Genomic DNA, 17,153 nt, shown 5'->3' with positions numbered 1-17,153 from the left:
CGCAAGCCGCTTCGCCATTGCCCGGTGCCGGAGAGAGGCTGTTGCATCTGTCCGGGCCACCGGCGTCCATCAGCCAGCAGCAGCCGCGCAGCCGCGGCCTCGTGCCGCTCGCTGGCGACGAAGACATCGCCGATACGCCGTCCGCCAGGCGCTTTTACATCCATCCTTCCAACTGAAGGCTCACTGTCGCATATGGAACCCAGCCTAGCGCGCTATATCTGGAAGCACACCAAGAAGCAGCAGATCTGGATATTGCTGATCGTCTTGCTTTCGATGATCCCGTATTTCTTGTCCTTCGACCTGCCGAAGTTGATCGTCAACGGTCCGATCCAGGGTCGCGGCTTCGAGCAACCGGGCGCGACCCATCCGTTCATGAGGCTACACTATGACCTGCCGTTCATTGGAGAGGTCCAGTTCTTCTCCGGTTTTCAGCTCGACCGCACCGCGACGCTGTTTGCCCTGAGCGTCGTGTTCCTCCTGCTGGTCATCATCAACGGCCTCTTCAAACTCTACATCAACACCTACAAGGGCCGCCTCGGCGAACGCATGCTGCGGCGTATCCGCTTCGATCTGGTCGATCGTGTGCTGCGGTTTCCGCCGGTCTACTTCAAGCGGGTGAAATCCGCCGAAGTGGCGACAATGGTGAAGGACGAGGTGGAGCCGCTGGGCGGCTTCATCGGCGATGCCTTCCTGCAGCCGGTGCTGCTCGGCGGCCAGGCGTTGACGGCCATGCTGTTCATCATGGTCCAGAACTTCTGGCTCGGAATGATAGCGGTCGTGATCGTGCTGATCCAGATCGTGCTCATCCCGCGAATGCGGCGACGGCTCATCGTGCTCGGGCGCGAACGGCAGTTGACGGCACGCGCCCTCTCGGGCCGGGTTGGCGAAATCGTCGACGGCATCGGCGCGGTTCACGTCCACGATACATCAAACTACGAGCGCGCCGACATAGCTGCCCGGCTCGGGCTTATCTTCAAGATTCGCTTCGATCTTTACCAATGGAAATTCATGGTGAAGTTCCTCAACAATATTCTGGCGCAGCTCACGCCCTTTCTGTTCTACATGATCGGCGGGTATCTGGTCATCCAGGGGCGGCTGGACGTCGGCCAGCTCGTAGCCGTGATCAGCGCCTACAAGGACCTGCCCGGACCGATGAAGGAACTGATCGACTGGGATCAGGCGCGGCAGGATGTCCAGGTCAAATATCAGCAGGTCGTTGAACAGTTTACCGTCGAGGGCCTCATTGCGCCGAGAATCGGGGCATTGGCGATCGACGATCCCGCTCCGATGACCCAGCCGCTGTCGGCGATCAGCCTGTCCATAGCAGACGATGGCGGTGCAATGCTGCTTAACCGTATCTCCCTCCAGGTCAAGCCGGGCGAGACGGTGGCGCTGGTCAGTACCGCGACAGGTGGAGCGGAGGCGCTTGCAGAAGCATTCGCGCGGCTGAACTGGCCGGCCAGCGGAAGGGTCGCCTCGGGCGCCGACGACCTGCATGAACTCCCCGAAGCAGTGACCGGGCGGCGCATGTCCTATGCCTCGTCGGATGTTTTCCTGTTCCAGGCAAGCCTGCGCGATAACCTGCTCTACGGGCTGAAGCATGCGCCGCTGACACCGGTGACTTATGACGGTGTTGCGGCAGCCCAGCGCCGCTGGAACATCAACGAGGCGCTCCGGTCGGGCAATTCGGATCTTGATATCAACAGCGACTGGATCAACTATGCTTCCGTCGGCGCTACCGGCCCGAGCGACCTTTTTGAAGCCGTGCGCAGGGTGCTCGACGCGGTTGTTCTGTCGCGCGACATTCTGGATCTTGGCTTGCGCTCTTCGGCCGACCTCACGCGTCACACGGAGCTTGCCAGGCGGATCATCGAACTGCGAGCGACGCTTCGAACCCGGCTGGAACACGAAGGGCTGAGCGGATTGGTGGTTCCTTTCGAACCGGGCGCCTACAACAAGGAAGCGACGATCGGCCAAAACCTGCTCTTCGGCGCTGCCGCCGGCCCCGAACTGGCCGACAGGGCTCTGGCGGCCAATCCCTATTTTGCTTCAGTGCTGAGGCAAGCAGGCCTCGACCGCACGCTCTATGAAATGGGCATGGAAATCGCCGAGCAGGCGATCGAGCTGTTTGCCGACCTGCCGCCCGATCACCAGTTCTTCCAGCAGCTCGCCTTCATGAGCGCCGAGGAGATACCCGCTTACGAAACCCTGCTGCAACGGCTCAAGAACCGTCCGTACGAGGCGGTTGCCGAAAATGACCGCGCCATGATCGTCACCTTGAGCTTTGCCTATATCGAGCCCCGGCACCGCTTCGGCCTATTGAGCGACGAGCTGATGAGCAAGATCGTCGCCGCACGCAACCGGTTCTACGAAAACCTGCCGCCCGAGCTGCAAAACGCGGTCGAACGGTATGATCCCGCCAAATACATTGCCGCGGCTACCGTCATGGACAATGTCCTGTTCGGGCGTGTGGGCAACAACCATCCCGACGCGCCGGACCGCATACGCTCCATCGTCTATGACATTCTTGACGAACTGGGGCTTTATGCCGAGGTTCTGGATGTCGGCCTGGACTTCAACGTCGGCTCCGGCGGCAGGCGGCTGACCAGTGGACAGCGACAGAAGCTCGATGTTGCCCGGGCCCTGCTCAAGCGTCCCGATTTTCTCATCCTCAACCGGCCGTTGTCGGCGCTCGACCAGCGCATGCAGGAGAAGGTGCTGCGAAACGTGCTCGAGGAAGCCAGACGCGATGGTCATTCGCCGGCTATTATATGGGTCGTGACGAATCCGTCGATGGGGATGATGTTCGATCGCGTTATCGTCTTCGACTCGGGTCAATTGGTGGAAGACGGAACACACGAGACACTTTTGGCAGGGAACGGTATCCTCAAGGAACTGCTTTCATAGAGCAACGATTTTGGGAAGGTTGCGACAATGCTGCTCAAGGATGAGGTTGGAATGCTGCAACGCGTTCCCTTGTTCTCTGGCATAGAGCCGACGAAGCTCAAGTTGCTTGCGTTTACATCCGATCGCGTGAGCTACAGCGCCGGCCAAATCCTTTTCCGGCAGGGCGACGAGGGAGACGCCGCCTATGTCATCCTTTCAGGCCGGGCGGATATCCTGGTCGATTCCGACAGCGGACCGATCAAGGTCGCCGAGCTGGCGCCAAATTCGATTGTCGGTGAGATCGCCATATTGTGCAACAGCTCCCGCACCGCCACCGTCAGAGCGGCATCTCAACTGGAAGCCTTGAGGATCCGCAAGGATCATTTCCTGAGGCTTATGAGGGAGTTCCCGGAAATGACCATCGAGATGGTGCGGGTTCTTGCCGATCGCCTGAACCATACGACCGCCGACCTAATCGACGCACGAAGCGGCAAATAACGACTGACGTGCACTTAATCTCGCCGTCGTGATGGCACTGGCTACCATGGGCGACCGGACTGCGAAGGGGTAGCATGGACGACGACGTTTTCCTGATCAAGTTTTGGGGCGTGCGCGGGAGTATTGCGGTATCGGGGCCAGAATTCTCTCGCTATGGCGGCAACACGATCTGCATCGAGATGCGATGCGGCAAGCATACGCTTCTCTTCGACGCGGGGTCCGGTCTACGGTCCGCCGGCCGCTCGCTTCGGGCGTCGGGCGTGACCGATTTCGACTTGCTTTTCACCCATTGCCATTACGACCACATCATCGGGCTGCCATTTTTCGCACCGATCTATGACCGGAGCGTCAAGCTTGCGCTTTGGTCCGGACATCTTGCAGGACGCATGACGACCCGGCAGATGGTCGACGAGTTCATGCGGCCGCCGTGGTTTCCGGTGAAACTGGATATCTGCAAGGCAAGCCTCGACTTCCGCGATTTCGTATCCGGAGACGTGCTTCGGCCGCGCGAAGGGGTGGTGGTCCGAACCGCCAGTCTTACCCATCCGGGCGGCTGCATAGGCTACCGGGTGGAATGGGACGGCCGCGCGGTCGCGGTGATCACGGACACCGAGCACCAGCCGGACAAACTCGATCCGGCGGTGCTCGGCCTCATCAAAGATGCCGACCTCGTCATTTACGACTGCACTTACACCGAGGAGGAAATGGAGCGCCACCGCGGTGACGGGCACTCGACATGGGATCACGGCGTCAAGCTCTGCGAGGCGGCCGGCGCGCGGAGGCTTGCGCTGTTTCACCACGATCCGACACGCACCGACGAGCAACTGGACGAAATCGAGAAACTGGCCAAAGACAGGTTTGCCGGCGCATTTGCCGCACGGGACGGCCAGACGCTCAAACTTCCATTGCACAACGAGCGCTGAATTATTTTCCGCTGGCGTTTCACCGTTTCGCGGAAACGGCGAAACGCTCTATCTCTTTGTTTTGACGCAATTCCTGACGGAAAACAGCGTCACACTTTTCCTGGAATTGCTCTGGAGCTGGATGATTTCAGTTCAGGTCGACGTGAAATCCCCCGGCTAGAACCCGGATGATTTCAGGTCAGGTCGACCTGAAATCTGAATCCGGCTCTAAATGAAAGAGATAGAGCATGATGTCGTCCGAAAACCGCTTCGCACGCTTCGGCATCATGCGCTGGACGCGTGGCGCCCGATCAATGTCCTGATCGGAAGCCAGGCGCAGGCTCCAGCCCGCGCGGTGACCGCGAACAGCCGTTCGAGGAAAAGCCAGGCCGATTCGTCATGTACGAGATGGTGTGTGAGCAGGCCGACCGGTTCGCCGCCGTCGAACGCATCCTGCAATTGCGCGGCGATTGCTTGAACCAACGTGGCATGATCGCGGCATCCGCGAGTGCCATGCCAATCCATAATGTCGACATTGCTGTTGATGACCGCCAGCGAAGCCGGCTTCGGCGGCCCATAAACCGACAATGCCGCAAATCCTATCGATCCAAGGTCGGGTACCAAGCCGGCGTCGATCCTGTTCCAAGGCGGCACCAGCATCGGAACGGCACGTGCGCCGTGCAGGCCGGTTACGCGCGCCAGCCCGCGAGTCAGGTCGTCGAGCACCGCCTCGCGTGGCCGATGCGGGCCGAGTTCCTGCTTTTTCTGATCCTCGGGCGCATGATTTCGGTGCGCCCAGCCATGGACGGCGACCGTGGCGTGCGGCGCCTGGTCAAGCCGGGCAACAAGCTTCTCATCCGTCAGGGCCGGAATAACGGCCAGAGTGACCGGAACCGCGAATTCACCTGTGAGGCCGAGCAGCCGATCAAGCGCAGGCGTCGGGTCCACGGCGTCATCGTCGCGCAGCCAGAACTCTACCTTGCGGTCGGCGCGCTGCAGGGACGCCAGTTCTTCCACCAAGGGTTGCCAGATCCGGTCGGATGTCATGAAACCGGGATCTTCGCAAGAAAGTCGGCCAGACGCGCCGCCGCAGCAGCAAGGGAACGTTCTTCGAGGACGAAACGTCTGGCTTCGGCGGCCATGATGGTTCTTTCGTCGTTACGGGCCAGAAGCCTTTCGATGGCGGAAGCGAACGCGGCGACATCGCCCGGCGGGGTGAGAAATCCGGCGCGGCCATCGCGCACGACCTCCGGCACGCCGGCGATGTCCTGGGCCACCACCGGAAGGCCGGCAGCCTGCGCTTCGAGATAGGCGACGCCATAGGCCTCGCCGAAACCCGGCCAGACGTAAATTCCGCCACTGTAGAGGACATCCGGCACGGCGGCTGGCTCAATCGCGCCGAGCCATTCGATACGGCCGGCCGGCAAGCCGGCGAATTGCGCTTTGACCTCTTCACGGGCAGGCCCGTCGCCGACGACCGACATGGTCCAGGGCAAGTGGCTTATCGAACCGAGCGCCTGCGCCAGTATGCGATAGCTTTCGACTTTGTCGCCCGGGCGCATCATGGCAACGGTAACAAGGCGCGTCGGACAACCCCGTGCCGGCTTTTCCCGGAATGCCGATGTGTCGATGAAGGGCGAAAGCATGCCGAGAGCGGCGCCGGGTATCGCATCCGCCAGTCCCTGACGATCCCTTTGCGTGAAGCAGATGTTGAGCGCCGCCTGTTCGATGGCTCGCGCCACCGACGCCTGCGCATCGGCCCACAAACCGGCGTTGCGCCGCCTCGAATAGGAGGCTTCCGCCGTCACATAGGGGACAGCAAAGGCCGAGGCCAACGCGGGCCCGACCAAGTCGGGCGCCTTGTAATAGGGATGGTAGGACAACCAGAGACCGGGCTTGCCGTCACGGTGCCAAAGCCTTGTCAGCCGCGCGACTTCCTCTCGAGCCTCGATCTTGAGCGCATCGAAACTTTTCGACTCCGGTTCGCGTAGATAGAAGCGCAATTCGGATGCAAGTTCGACGCTGTGGCCTCCGTGCTCCAGCGCCTTGATCAGCATCCGTGCCATCTGGCGGTCGCCGGAGACAACGGGATGATTGGGCGACTTCAGCGGCGCGTAGAAGGCAATTCGCATCGCGCGATCCTATCATCGCAAAGCCTGCGCAAGTCAATTTCGACGCATGATCGACTTCACCTTCGAACAGTGGAATGTGCTATCTGATGCTCATGGAAACAGCTGTCGCAACTGACGCGTTCGTCGCTTCTCTGCCGGTCTTCGCAAAGTTCGAAAGCGTCGCCGACATAGACAACTATCGGCCGCTGCCCGATGGCTGGGCGCTGGCCACCGCCGACATCGTGGGCTCGACCAAGGCGATCGAGGCTGGGCACTACAAAACCGTCAATATGGCCGGCGCCAGCGTCATTTCGGCGCTGCTCAATACGCTGGGTCGGCAAGATCTTCCCTTTGTTTTCGGCGGCGACGGCGCGCTCGTGGCGTTTCCCGGCTCGGCGATGGAGAAAATCCGCAACGCGCTAGCCGCCGTGCAGCGATGGGTGGCGGATGAACTGGACCTGACCCTGCGTGCGGCAATCGTGCCGATAAAGGATATAAGAGCACAAGGCCTCGATGTTCGCGTGGCGCGGTTCCAGGCCTCCGAAGCGGTCTTCTATGCCATGTTCGCCGGCGGTGGCGGCAGTTGGGCGGAAGCCGAGATGAAAGCGGGGCGCTACCGCATCGATCCCGCGCCGGCCGGCGCGCGGCCGGATCTGACCGGCCTCTCCTGCCGCTGGAACCCGATCGAAGCCAGGCATGGTGAAATCGTCTCGATCATAGCCATACCGGGGGCGTCGCGCGACTCGCGCGATTTTCAGGTACTGGTTTCCGACATCATCGCCCTTGCCGGCAGGCAGGAACGCGATGGCCACCCGGTGCCGGTGAACGGGCCAGGCTACAGTTTCTGGCCCGCCGGCCTCGATATCGAGGCGCGGGCCATTGCGCCGGCAGGATGGCGGTGGCGGTCGAAGCTATGGATATTGTTCCTGATGACGCTTACGGCCGTCACCGATAGATATGGCTGGACCATCGGCGGTTTCGACCCGAAGATCTACAAACGCGAAGTGGCCAGCAATTCGGACTTCCGGAAGTTCGACGACGGCTTGAAGATGACCATCGACGTTGACGCGGATGTGTTGCAACAGATCGAGAACCGGCTGAAGCAGGCGGAAGCGGCGGGCATCTGCAACTATGGCCTTCACCGCCAGAAATCGGCCTTGATGACATGCCTCGTCGCCTCGCCGCTGCAACGCGACCACGTTCACTTCATCGATGGCGGCGCCGGCGGCTATGCGATGGCTGCCGCGAGCCTGAAGGCGAAGGTGCCGGTCTGATGACGGCTTGCGGAAATCGATCTTCCGCAATATGGCTCGGCCATGGTTCTTGGGACCAATTGAGCCCCGCCATGGCAACGGACAGCTTGTTCGAATTGACGGGAAAGCGGATTTTTGGACGCCTCACTTTCGATATATGACCGTCTTCTAAACCAGATTTCGACGCGCGCCGCGCAAGTCGGCGTGATCGGACTGGGCTATGTCGGGTTGCCGCTGGCGGTTGCGATCGCACGCGCCGGCTTCCCGGTTACCGGCTTCGACATCGAAGCCCAGAAGGTCGAGGGCCTGAACAGAGGCCAATCCTACATCGAGGCGGTGACGTCGACAGCCCTGGCCGGCCAGGTGGCGAGCGGACGGTTCCGCGCCACTGCGGATTTTGTCGAGCTGGCCGTCTGCGATGTCATCATCATCTGCGTTCCGACACCGCTGACGAAACACCGCGAGCCGGATCTTTCCTTCGTTCGGAACACGGCAGGCACCATTGCCAAGCATCTGCGTCTCGGCCAGCTCATCGTGCTGGAATCGACCACCTATCCCGGCACCACCGACGACGTGATCAAGCCCATACTGCAAGAAACCGGCTTGCAGTCGAAGCAAGACTTCTTCCTCGGCTTCTCGCCCGAACGCGAGGATCCCGGCAACCGCAGTTTTGAAGTCGCGACGATCCCCAAGGTCGTGGCAGGCGACGGCGTTGAAGCGGCGACGCTCGTGCAGGCTTTCTACCAAAGCGTGGTCAAGACCGTCGTTCCGGTTTCCACCACTGCGACCGCCGAGGCGGTCAAGCTGACGGAAAATATCTTCCGCTCGGTCAACATAGCCCTCGTCAACGAGTTGAAGGTCGTGTTCGGCGCGATGGGCATCGACATCTGGGAGGTGATCGAGGCGGCAAAGAGCAAGCCCTTCGGCTACATGCCTTTCTATCCTGGCCCCGGACTTGGCGGCCACTGCGTTCCGATCGATCCCTTCTACCTGACGTGGAAGGCGCGCGAATACGAACTGCCGACCCGCTTCATCGAGCTGGCGGCAGAGATCAACACGGCCATGCCGCGTCATGTGGTCGACGAACTGGCGAAGGCGCTGGACCGGCGCCGCGGCAAGGCGCTCAGCCGCTCGCGCATTCTCATAATCGGGCTGGCCTACAAGAAGAATGTGCCCGACATCCGCGAAAGCCCCTCGTTGCGGCTTATTGAACTCATCGAGGAATGGGGCGGCAAGGCCGAATTCCACGATCCGCATGTTTGCGAGATCCCGACCACACGGGAGCATATGGCGATCAAGGGGCGCCGCTCGGTCGAATTGACCGAGGCGGCCTTGAAGGATTTCGATGCGGTCGTCATTGCAACCGACCACGACGCGATCGACTATCGGACGATCGCCGATCACGCCCCTCTGATCGTCGACACACGCAATGTTTTTGGTCGCCTCGGGCTGGCCCGAGGGACAGTGGTGAAGGCCTGACGGAGTCTGAGCCGGCGATTTTTTTGCCCCGGTGTCAGGATCGTGGTTGCACGCCGCCGGCGGCCTCGCCACATAAGGCCGGCAGAACATGGATGCAGTTGCGTTCGCTCCTTTGCCGCAAGGACCGTCGTCCGGGCAATTGCTCGACGCTTTTGCTGCCGAAGCACGTTTCGTTGACTTCGGGGGGCTAAGCTTTGGGTGGCTGGCGGACTGTGTTATGGCGGATCAAAGGATAATGGCTCCGTCTTCGACGGGTTGCGAGATAGCATGGGCACAGCGCAAGCAGAAATTTCCACCATTCTCATGGACAAGGTTGCCGATTGGCTGAACCAATCGGCGCTGGCGGGCAATGACCTGGAGACATTGGTAAAAGGCTTTTGCGAACGGCTGGCTGCCGCCGGCCTGCCGCTGAAGCGGGTGCATTTGAGCTTTTCGATGCTCCACCCGCTTTATGACGCGCTTGGGTTCACCTGGCTTCGCGGCCAGGGCCTTGAAGTGGAAAGCTTCCGCAAAAAGGCCGGCGTGGCGTCCGACAGGTTCCTGACCAGCCCATACTACCATCTGCTCAGCCACAAGCTCGACCATCTGCGGCGCCGGCTCGACACGTCGGTGCCGTCGGAGTTTCCTGTTTTCGATGAACTCAGGCTTATGGGCGTCACCGATTACATGGCTTTCGTCCTTCCCTTCAACGGCAACACCAGTCAGGGCATGATGGGGTCCTGGTCCACCGACAGTGCCGCTGGCTTCAGCGACAGCATGATTTCGGCGCTGCTGCGCATCCAGAGCCATCTCGCCATCGCAACCAAGATGGCGGTGCTCACCAAGCTCGCCGACAACATGATGGCCACTTATCTCGGCGGCGATGCCGGCAGGCGCGTCCTTGACGGTCAGATCAAGCGCGGCGACGGAGATACAATCCGGGCGGCACTGGTCATGGGCGACATGCGAGGGTCGTCAAGGCTCGCCGAAACCTCCGGCCGCGAAATCTATATCGATACGCTGAACCAGTTTTTCGACGCGGTCGCTGCCCCCTTCAATCGCAGCGGCGGTCAGATTATGAGCTTCATCGGCGATGGCTTCATTGCCGTGTACCCTTGCGAAAGGCACCGCTCGCAGTCCGAGATCGCCTGCCAGGCTGCTCTCGCGGCAGCGCACAAGGCCACGGCGCGGATGACGGATCTCAATCTGCGCCGAAAGGAAAACGGGTTGTCCGACATAAAATTTGGCATCGGCCTGCATGTCGGCAATGTGATGTTCGGCAATGTCGGGCTTACCGACCGACTGACGTTCTCGGTCTTCGGCTCGGCTGTGAACGAGGTCCAGCGCCTCCAGACCCTGACCAAGAAATATCCGCACAGCGTTCTCGCCAGCAAAGACTTCGCCAGCTATTGCGGCGATAACAGCTGGCTGACGCTCGGCGCCGAGGAACTGGCGGGCATCAAGCAGAAGCTGACGGTGCTTTCACCCGATCTGTCGGGTGCTCTCGCACTCGACGAAGACGGTGCGATGGAGCCGATCTACGATCGAAGGTCGGATGCCGAGCAGGTCATGCTGCTTCACCGCGATGCTGCGCGGCTGTCGGCAGGCGACCCGAGGAAACTCCAATAACCGCCACGATCTGATCCGAACGCCCTTGGGAGGCAGTCCGGTCGCCGCTTCCGCCAGCGACGACCGTGTCGAATCCAAGTTGCTCTAGGCTGGCAATACGCTAGTCTCGCTTTCTGGGGCCGACCAGAGTGGGGCTGGTGTGAGGATGAATTCGGGTTTTGATCTACTGCGGATCGAAGACGTTGGCATCTCTTTTGCCATTATCGGGGGACCGTTGCATGCCGTCAGGCGCGCAAATCTTCGCGTCCTGCCCGGCAAGGTTACCGCGCTTGTGGGCGAATCGGGTTCCGGAAAATCGGTTCTGAGCCAGGCCGTGATGGGCATTTTGCCGAATACAGCCCATGTGCGCGGCCGTATCCTGTTTTCCGATCCTGAAAAGCCCGGCACGACGCAGGATATCCTGCAGATGCCACGTGACGGACCCGAAATCCGGGCCTTGAGAGGCAGCCGCATCGGCAAGATCTTTCAGGAGCCGATGACATCGCTGTCGCCGCTGCACACGATCGGCAACCAGGTCAGCGAATCCCTGCAGATCCATACGCCCATGGCTCGGGCAGAGCGCAAGGCGCGGACCGAGGAAATGCTCAGCCTTGTCGGCTTTCCCAATCCCAAGCGCGCCTATGACATGTATCCGTTTGAACTTTCAGGAGGATTGCGTCAGCGCGCCATGATCGCCATGGCGCTTATCTGCCGACCCGCCCTGTTGATCGCCGACGAGCCGACGACGGCGTTGGACGTCACCATCCAGGCGCAAATCCTGCAATTGCTGCGCGGGCTTCAGACCAAGCTGAACATGGCGATGCTGCTGATCACGCACGACCTCGGCGTGGTCGCCAATGTCGCCGACGAGGTGGTGGTCATGTACCATGGCGAGATCATGGAAGCGGGACCCGTTGAGGCGATATTCCGCCGGCCGGGTCACCCTTACCTGAAGGGCCTGATGGCAGCCGTTCCGCATTTCGACCTGAAGCCTGGCGAAAGGCTAAAGGCGCTCCGCGAGGTGCCGGTGAATGTCGGGGACCTGCTCGGCAAGCAGACGGCGCCGGCTTCGAAGGGGCCGGACGACATCCTGTTGTCGGTCAGGGACCTGAAAAAGATCTTCACCATCCGCAAGTCCGGATGGTTCGGCGGGGATCATCACAGCTCCGTTCGCGCCGTGGACGGCGTGAGCTTCGATATCAGGCGGGGTGAGTGCCTGGGTCTGGTCGGCGAAAGCGGCTCCGGCAAAACCACCGTCAGCAAGATCCTCATGCGGGCGGTGACCCCCAGCGGCGGCTCCGTGACGTTCAACGGCCGCGATGGACCGATCGACGTCTTGGCAGGCGGCGCAGACGCCATGCGCAAGCTGCGCGCGAAAATCCAGATGGTCTTCCAGGATCCGGTGTCGTCCCTTTCGCCTCGCATGACGGTGGAGAACATCTTGAGCGAGCCGCTGGAAATCCACCAACGTGGCAATGCCGCGTCCCGGCTCGCCACGGTCAAGAGCCTGATGCAGGCGATCGGACTCGATCCACGCTTCATCAAGCGCTATCCGCACAGTTTCTCCGGCGGGCAGCGTCAGCGTATCGGCATCGCGCGCGCGTTGGCGCTGGGGCCTGAACTGCTGATCTGCGACGAGCCGGTTTCGGCGCTCGATGTCTCCGTCCAGGCGCAGATCCTGAACCTTCTGAAAGATCTGCAGAAGGAACTGGGCCTGACCTACCTGTTCATATCGCACAACCTGGCGGTGGTGGACTACATGGCCGACCGCATCGCGGTGATGTGCGGCGGGCGTATCGTCGAGCTCGCGCCGCGCGAAATTCTGCTTAGGAAACCGATCCACCCCTACACGCGCTCGCTGGTCGCCGCAGTACCTTTCCCCGATCTCGACCGGCCGATGGATTTCAAGACGCTGAAGCTCAGCGGCGCTTCCGACAGCAGCGCATGGGGACCGCAATTCCGTGACGAGGGCGAGGAGGACATGCTGTCGCCGCTCGATCTTGGCGGCGGCCACCTCGTGCTGGCCCGACGTTCGGCCGATGTCAGCGAGTTACGCCATTGATCAGCCGGCGCACCGTCCTTGGACTTATGGCTTCGGGATTTCTGCCGAGCACGTCGCGCGCCGGCGACCTGGAGCCGGAATTTCTTCAGCCGCGGCTGACGGCCAGGGCGTTGCCGGCACTCGCCGAACGCGTGCCCAAGAGGCCGCGCGCGGTGAATCTCGCCGCGATGGGCCGGCAGCCCGGCCAGTATGGCGGCACGCTGCGCACGATCATCGGCAGCCAGAAAGATATCCGGATGATGACGATCTACGGGTATTCCCGCCTGGTCGGCTATGACGAAAAGCTCAATCTGCAACCCGACATTCTCGAAAGTTTCGACGTAGCGGGTGACCGCGTCTTCACCTTCAAGATACGGGAAGGACACAAATGGTCCGACGGCAGCCTGCTGACGCCGGAGGATTTTCGCTATTGCTGGGAAGATGTCTGGCTCAACGATGAGCTTTCGCAAGGCGGGCTCCCCCCGACCCTGATGGTGGACGGCAAGCCGCCCCGCTTCGAAATCGTCGATCCGTTGACGGTCCGCTATAGTTGGGACGCGCCCAATCCCGACTTCCTGCCCAAGCTTGCTGCCGCCTCGCCGCTGTCGCTTGTTCTGCCGGCCGCCTATCTCAAGCAGTTCCACAAGAAATACCAGGATCCATTCCGGCTCGCCGGCCTGATGGAAGAGAACCGGGCGAAGAAATGGACGCTCCTGCATATCCGCATGTCGCGGCAATACCGCCCGGAGAATCCGGAACTGCCGACGCTCGATCCCTGGCAGAACAGGACCAAGCCGCCGGCCGAGCAGTTCGTCTTCGAGCGCAACCCGTTCTTTCATCGAATAGACGAGAATGGCAGGCAACTGCCGTATATTGACCGGGTTATCATGGATGTCAGCTCGTCGGCGATCATTTCCGCCAAGACCGGTGCGGGCGAGAGCGACCTGCAATGCATGGGAATTGACTTCAGCGATTATGCCTTCCTGAAGGATGCGGAGAAGCGCTATCCGGTGAAGATGCGTCTGTGGAAACGCACACAGGGTTCTCGGCTGGCGCTGTTGCCCAACCTGAATTGCGCCGACAAGGTGTGGCGCGGCCTGTTGCGTGACGTGCGCGTGCGCCGCGCGCTGTCGCTCTCCGTGGACAGGCGCGAGATCAATTTGGCCGTGTTCTACGGATTGGCGCAGGAAAGCGCCGATACCGTCCTGCCGGAGAGCCCTCTCTACCGGCCGGAATTCGCGAAAGCCTGGGTCGCCCATGATCCCGACCAGGCCAATGCCCTGCTCGACGAGGCCGGGCTCAAGACGCGTGACGAAGACGGGCTGCGGATACTCCCCGACGGGCGCCCGGCGCAAATCATCGTGGAAACGGCCGGTGAAAGCACTCTGGAAACCGACGCGCTCGAACTCATCACCGATCACTGGCGCAAGATCGGCATCGCCCTGTTCGTTCGCACATCGCAGCGCGACATCTTCCGCAGCCGTGCGCTTGGCGGCGAAATCATGATGTCGATATGGTCGGGCATCGACAATGGCGTGCCGACCGCCGACATGAATCCGTACCAGTTGGCTCCCACCATCGACGACCAGCTGCAATGGCCGCTCTGGGGTGCCCACTACCTGTCTCACGGCACGCTCGGCGAGGCGCCCGATCTTGCGCCAGTGATCGAGCTGATGGCTCTGCTCAAGCGCTGGAACGCATCGACCGGGGCCGCGGAGCGCGCCGAAATCTGGAATTCAATGCTATCGATCTACACCGATCAGGTGTTTTCGATCGGCACGGTGAACGGGACGCATCAGCCGGTTCTTGCATCCTCGCGACTGCGCAACATGCCTGACAAGGCACTCTACGGCTACGACCCGACCGCCTATTTCGGTGTCTACATGCCGGATACATTCTGGCTTGGAGAGTCCTGAGCGTGCTTCGATATATTGTCTGGCGCATCGCTGTGATGGTTCCAACGCTGCTGATCATATCGGCGCTGGTGTTCACGATCATCGAACTTCCGCCGGGCGACTATTTCGACAGCTATGTTTCGGAGCTTCGGGCCCAGGGCGAAGCGGTGGATTCCGATCGCATCCAGATGATGCGCAAGGAGTACGGTTTCGACAAACCGCCGATCATTCGCTACTTCTACTGGGTCGGCGGGATGCTGCACGGCGATTTCGGCTATTCCTTCGAGTATGAGCTGCCGGTTCGCGACGTCGTCGGCGACCGAATGTGGCTGACCGTGCTGGTTTCCTTCGTCACCATCATCGTCACCTGGCTCATCGCCTTTCCGATCGGCATGTACTCCGCAACGCATCAATACAGCTGGGGCGACTACGGCCTGACTTTCCTGGGCCTTCTCGGCCTTGCCATTCCGAATTTCATGCTGGCGCTGATCCTGATGTATTTCGCCAACATCTGGTTCGGCACATCCATCGGCCATCTCATGGACCTGCAATATCTCAGCGAGCCGATGAGCTGGGCCAAGGCGAAGTCGATCCTCGCGCATCTGTGGATCCCGGTCCTGATCATCGGCACCGGGGGCACGGCAAGCATGATCCGGCGGCTGCGCGCCAATCTGCTCGACGAGCTCCACAAGCAATATGTCGTGACCGCGCGCGCCAAGGGCCTTCATCCTTTCAAGGCACTGGTCAAATATCCGCTGCGCATGGCGCTCAATTTCTTCATTTCAGACATCGGCTCTATCCTGCCTGCCATCATCTCCGGCGCCGAAATCACGGCGATCGTGCTGTCCTTGGAAACGACCGGGCCGATGCTGATCAGAGCGCTGCAAAGCCAGGATATGTATCTGGCAGGGTCATTCCTGATGTTCCTCGCCTTCCTGACGGTCATCGGCGTGCTGATTTCCGACCTGGCGCTGGCGCTGCTTGATCCGCGAATTCGCTTGCAGGGCGGCAGCACCAAATGAACACGCAATCGCCGCTACCCGCTCCGGGCGCTCCACTGCAACACTATGTTTCCATCGCGCCCTTCGACCTGCAGTCCGTCGAGGCGATGACGCCGGAGCAGTCGAAGGTGTTTCAGGCCTCGCAGGTGCGGCTGATGTGGTGGAAATTCCGAAAGCACCGGCTTGCCCTTGTATCCGGCATATTCCTGGCAGCGCTTTATTTCGGGATACTGATCTGCGAGTTCCTGGCACCCTACAATCTGCACACGCGCAACATGGACTACATCTATTCGCCACCGCAGCGGGTGCATCTGTTCCATGACGGGCAGTTCGTCGGGCCGTTCGTCTATGGCCGTCAGATGATGCTGGACATGGACACGCTCAAGCGGAACTACATCGACAAACACGATGATGTTCAGCGGATCCGTTTCTTCTGCAAGGGCGACTCTTATCGGTTCCTGGGCCTGATCGAAGGCGACCGGCATCTTGTCTGCCCTGCCGAAAACGGCCAGCTCTTTCTGGCCGGCACCGACAGGCTGGGGCGCGATGTGCTGTCGCGCATCATCTACGGCGCACGCATCTCACTGACAATCGGCCTGGTCGGCATCAGTTTCAGCTTCGTGCTCGGCATAGTCATCGGGGGACTGGCCGGCTATCACGGCGGTATCTTCGACCTGATCGTTCAACGCATAATCGAAGTTTTGCAATCGATCCCCAGCATTCCGCTCTGGCTGGCTCTGGCGGCGATCATGCCGATAACCTGGAGTCCGATCCTGATCTACTTCGGCATCACCGTCATCCTCGGGCTGATCCACTGGACAGGACTGGCGCGGGCCGTGCGTTCAAAGCTTCTTGCCTTGCGCGAGGAGGATTACGTTCTGGCCGCGCAATTGATGGGCGCCAGCAGCAGCCGCATCATCCGGCGGCATCTCATTCCCGGCTTCATGTCGCATCTGATCGCCACGGCGACGATCTCCGTACCCGGCATGATCCTGGGCGAGACGGCGCTGAGCTTCCTCGGGCTCGGCCTCAGGGCGCCGACCACCAGCTGGGGCATCCTGCTCACCGAGGCGCGCAGCGTTAGCGTGATCGCGTTCTATCCCTGGCTGCTTTTGCCGATGCTCCCCGTCATTCTCGTTATCCTGGCGTTCAACTTCCTCGGCGACGGCTTGCGGGACGCCGCAGACCCCTACAAGTGACGTCGTCGCCATCGCGTCGCGCCGTGTCGGCTATAGCGCGTCGCGCTTCGGCTGCCGTTCGGTTGTTGCAATGTTCGTGGTTCGGCTCTATGCGGCAAGAATCGATCGGATTTTGACACCTCGCCCTCGGGTTTCAGAGCATGATACCGAAAAGTGTGAAGTGGTTTTCGGACGACATCATGCTCCATCTCTTTGATTCGGAGCCGGATCCAGATTTCGGGTCGACGCGAGCTGACATCTCCGGCTCCAGCTCTGAAAGGCTTTGGTCGGGGGCATCGCCGATTTTCGTGGACCGGTTCAG

Annotated in this window: 12 protein-coding genes; 10 read left to right on the top strand and 2 right to left on the bottom strand. The window is 61.0% G+C overall.

Going from position 1 to position 17,153, the window contains the following annotated elements:
* Window positions 1-192 precede the first annotated feature (192 nt).
* The 3 genes from F3H96_RS21660 to F3H96_RS21650 all read left to right on the top strand — a co-directional run bounded on the left by F3H96_RS21660 (window position 193) and on the right by F3H96_RS21650 (window position 4,307).
* Window positions 193-2,907, top strand: coding sequence for an ABC transporter ATP-binding protein (locus tag F3H96_RS21660; RefSeq protein ID WP_149803749.1), 2,715 nt, complete (start codon window positions 193-195; stop codon window positions 2,905-2,907).
* Between the two features lie 27 nt (window positions 2,908-2,934).
* A complete protein-coding gene (locus F3H96_RS21655) occupies window positions 2,935-3,384 on the top strand; it encodes a cyclic nucleotide-binding domain-containing protein (RefSeq protein ID WP_149803748.1) in 450 nt (149 codons plus the stop codon).
* A 74-nt stretch (window positions 3,385-3,458) separates the two neighbouring features.
* On the top strand, window positions 3,459-4,307 hold the full coding sequence (locus tag F3H96_RS21650) for an MBL fold metallo-hydrolase (RefSeq protein ID WP_149803747.1): 849 nt from the start codon (window positions 3,459-3,461) through the stop codon (window positions 4,305-4,307).
* Between the two features lie 264 nt (window positions 4,308-4,571).
* On the opposite strand, the gene F3H96_RS21645 is transcribed toward F3H96_RS21650, so the two are convergent.
* Both F3H96_RS21645 and F3H96_RS21640 read right to left on the bottom strand, forming a co-directional pair.
* Window positions 4,572-5,333, bottom strand: a complete 762-nt coding sequence (locus tag F3H96_RS21645) for a polysaccharide deacetylase family protein (protein ID WP_149803746.1) — start codon at window positions 5,331-5,333, stop codon at window positions 4,572-4,574.
* A complete protein-coding gene (locus tag F3H96_RS21640) occupies window positions 5,330-6,418 on the bottom strand; it encodes a glycosyltransferase family 4 protein (protein ID WP_149803745.1) in 1,089 nt (362 codons plus the stop codon). Before F3H96_RS21640 ends, F3H96_RS21645 begins: the two co-directional genes overlap by 4 nt.
* 92 nt (window positions 6,419-6,510) lie before the next feature.
* On the opposite strand from F3H96_RS21640, the gene F3H96_RS21635 reads away from it, so the two are divergent.
* The 7 genes from F3H96_RS21635 to F3H96_RS21605 all read left to right on the top strand — a co-directional run bounded on the left by F3H96_RS21635 (window position 6,511) and on the right by F3H96_RS21605 (window position 16,852).
* Window positions 6,511-7,671, top strand: a complete 1,161-nt coding sequence (locus F3H96_RS21635) for a DUF3095 domain-containing protein (protein WP_149803834.1) — start codon at window positions 6,511-6,513, stop codon at window positions 7,669-7,671.
* A gap of 114 nt (window positions 7,672-7,785) precedes the next feature.
* Entirely contained in the window at window positions 7,786-9,129 is a 1,344-nt protein-coding gene (locus F3H96_RS21630) for a nucleotide sugar dehydrogenase (RefSeq protein ID WP_149803744.1), read from the top strand.
* Between the two features lie 267 nt (window positions 9,130-9,396).
* Window positions 9,397-10,737: an adenylate/guanylate cyclase domain-containing protein gene (locus F3H96_RS21625; RefSeq protein WP_149803743.1), complete on the top strand. Its 1,341-nt coding sequence runs from the start codon at window positions 9,397-9,399 to the stop codon at window positions 10,735-10,737.
* A gap of 145 nt (window positions 10,738-10,882) precedes the next feature.
* Window positions 10,883-12,778, top strand: coding sequence for an ABC transporter ATP-binding protein (locus F3H96_RS21620; RefSeq protein ID WP_149803742.1), 1,896 nt, complete (start codon window positions 10,883-10,885; stop codon window positions 12,776-12,778).
* Window positions 12,775-14,673: an ABC transporter substrate-binding protein gene (locus F3H96_RS21615; protein WP_149803741.1), complete on the top strand. Its 1,899-nt coding sequence runs from the start codon at window positions 12,775-12,777 to the stop codon at window positions 14,671-14,673. The genes F3H96_RS21620 and F3H96_RS21615 overlap by 4 nt, the downstream gene beginning before the upstream one ends.
* A gap of 2 nt (window positions 14,674-14,675) precedes the next feature.
* Window positions 14,676-15,674, top strand: coding sequence for an ABC transporter permease (locus tag F3H96_RS21610; RefSeq protein WP_149803740.1), 999 nt, complete (start codon window positions 14,676-14,678; stop codon window positions 15,672-15,674).
* Entirely contained in the window at window positions 15,671-16,852 is a 1,182-nt protein-coding gene (locus tag F3H96_RS21605) for an ABC transporter permease (RefSeq protein WP_149803739.1), read from the top strand. Before F3H96_RS21610 ends, F3H96_RS21605 begins: the two co-directional genes overlap by 4 nt.
* The last annotated feature ends 301 nt before the right edge of the window (window positions 16,853-17,153 follow it).

Origin of the sequence: Mesorhizobium sp. NFR06, from assembly GCF_900115245.1 — a bacterium.
Taxonomy (GTDB): domain Bacteria; phylum Pseudomonadota; class Alphaproteobacteria; order Rhizobiales; family Rhizobiaceae; genus Mesorhizobium.
The sequence above is the reverse complement of the archived record's forward strand: the minus strand, read 5'-3'. Positions and strand labels throughout refer to the sequence as shown.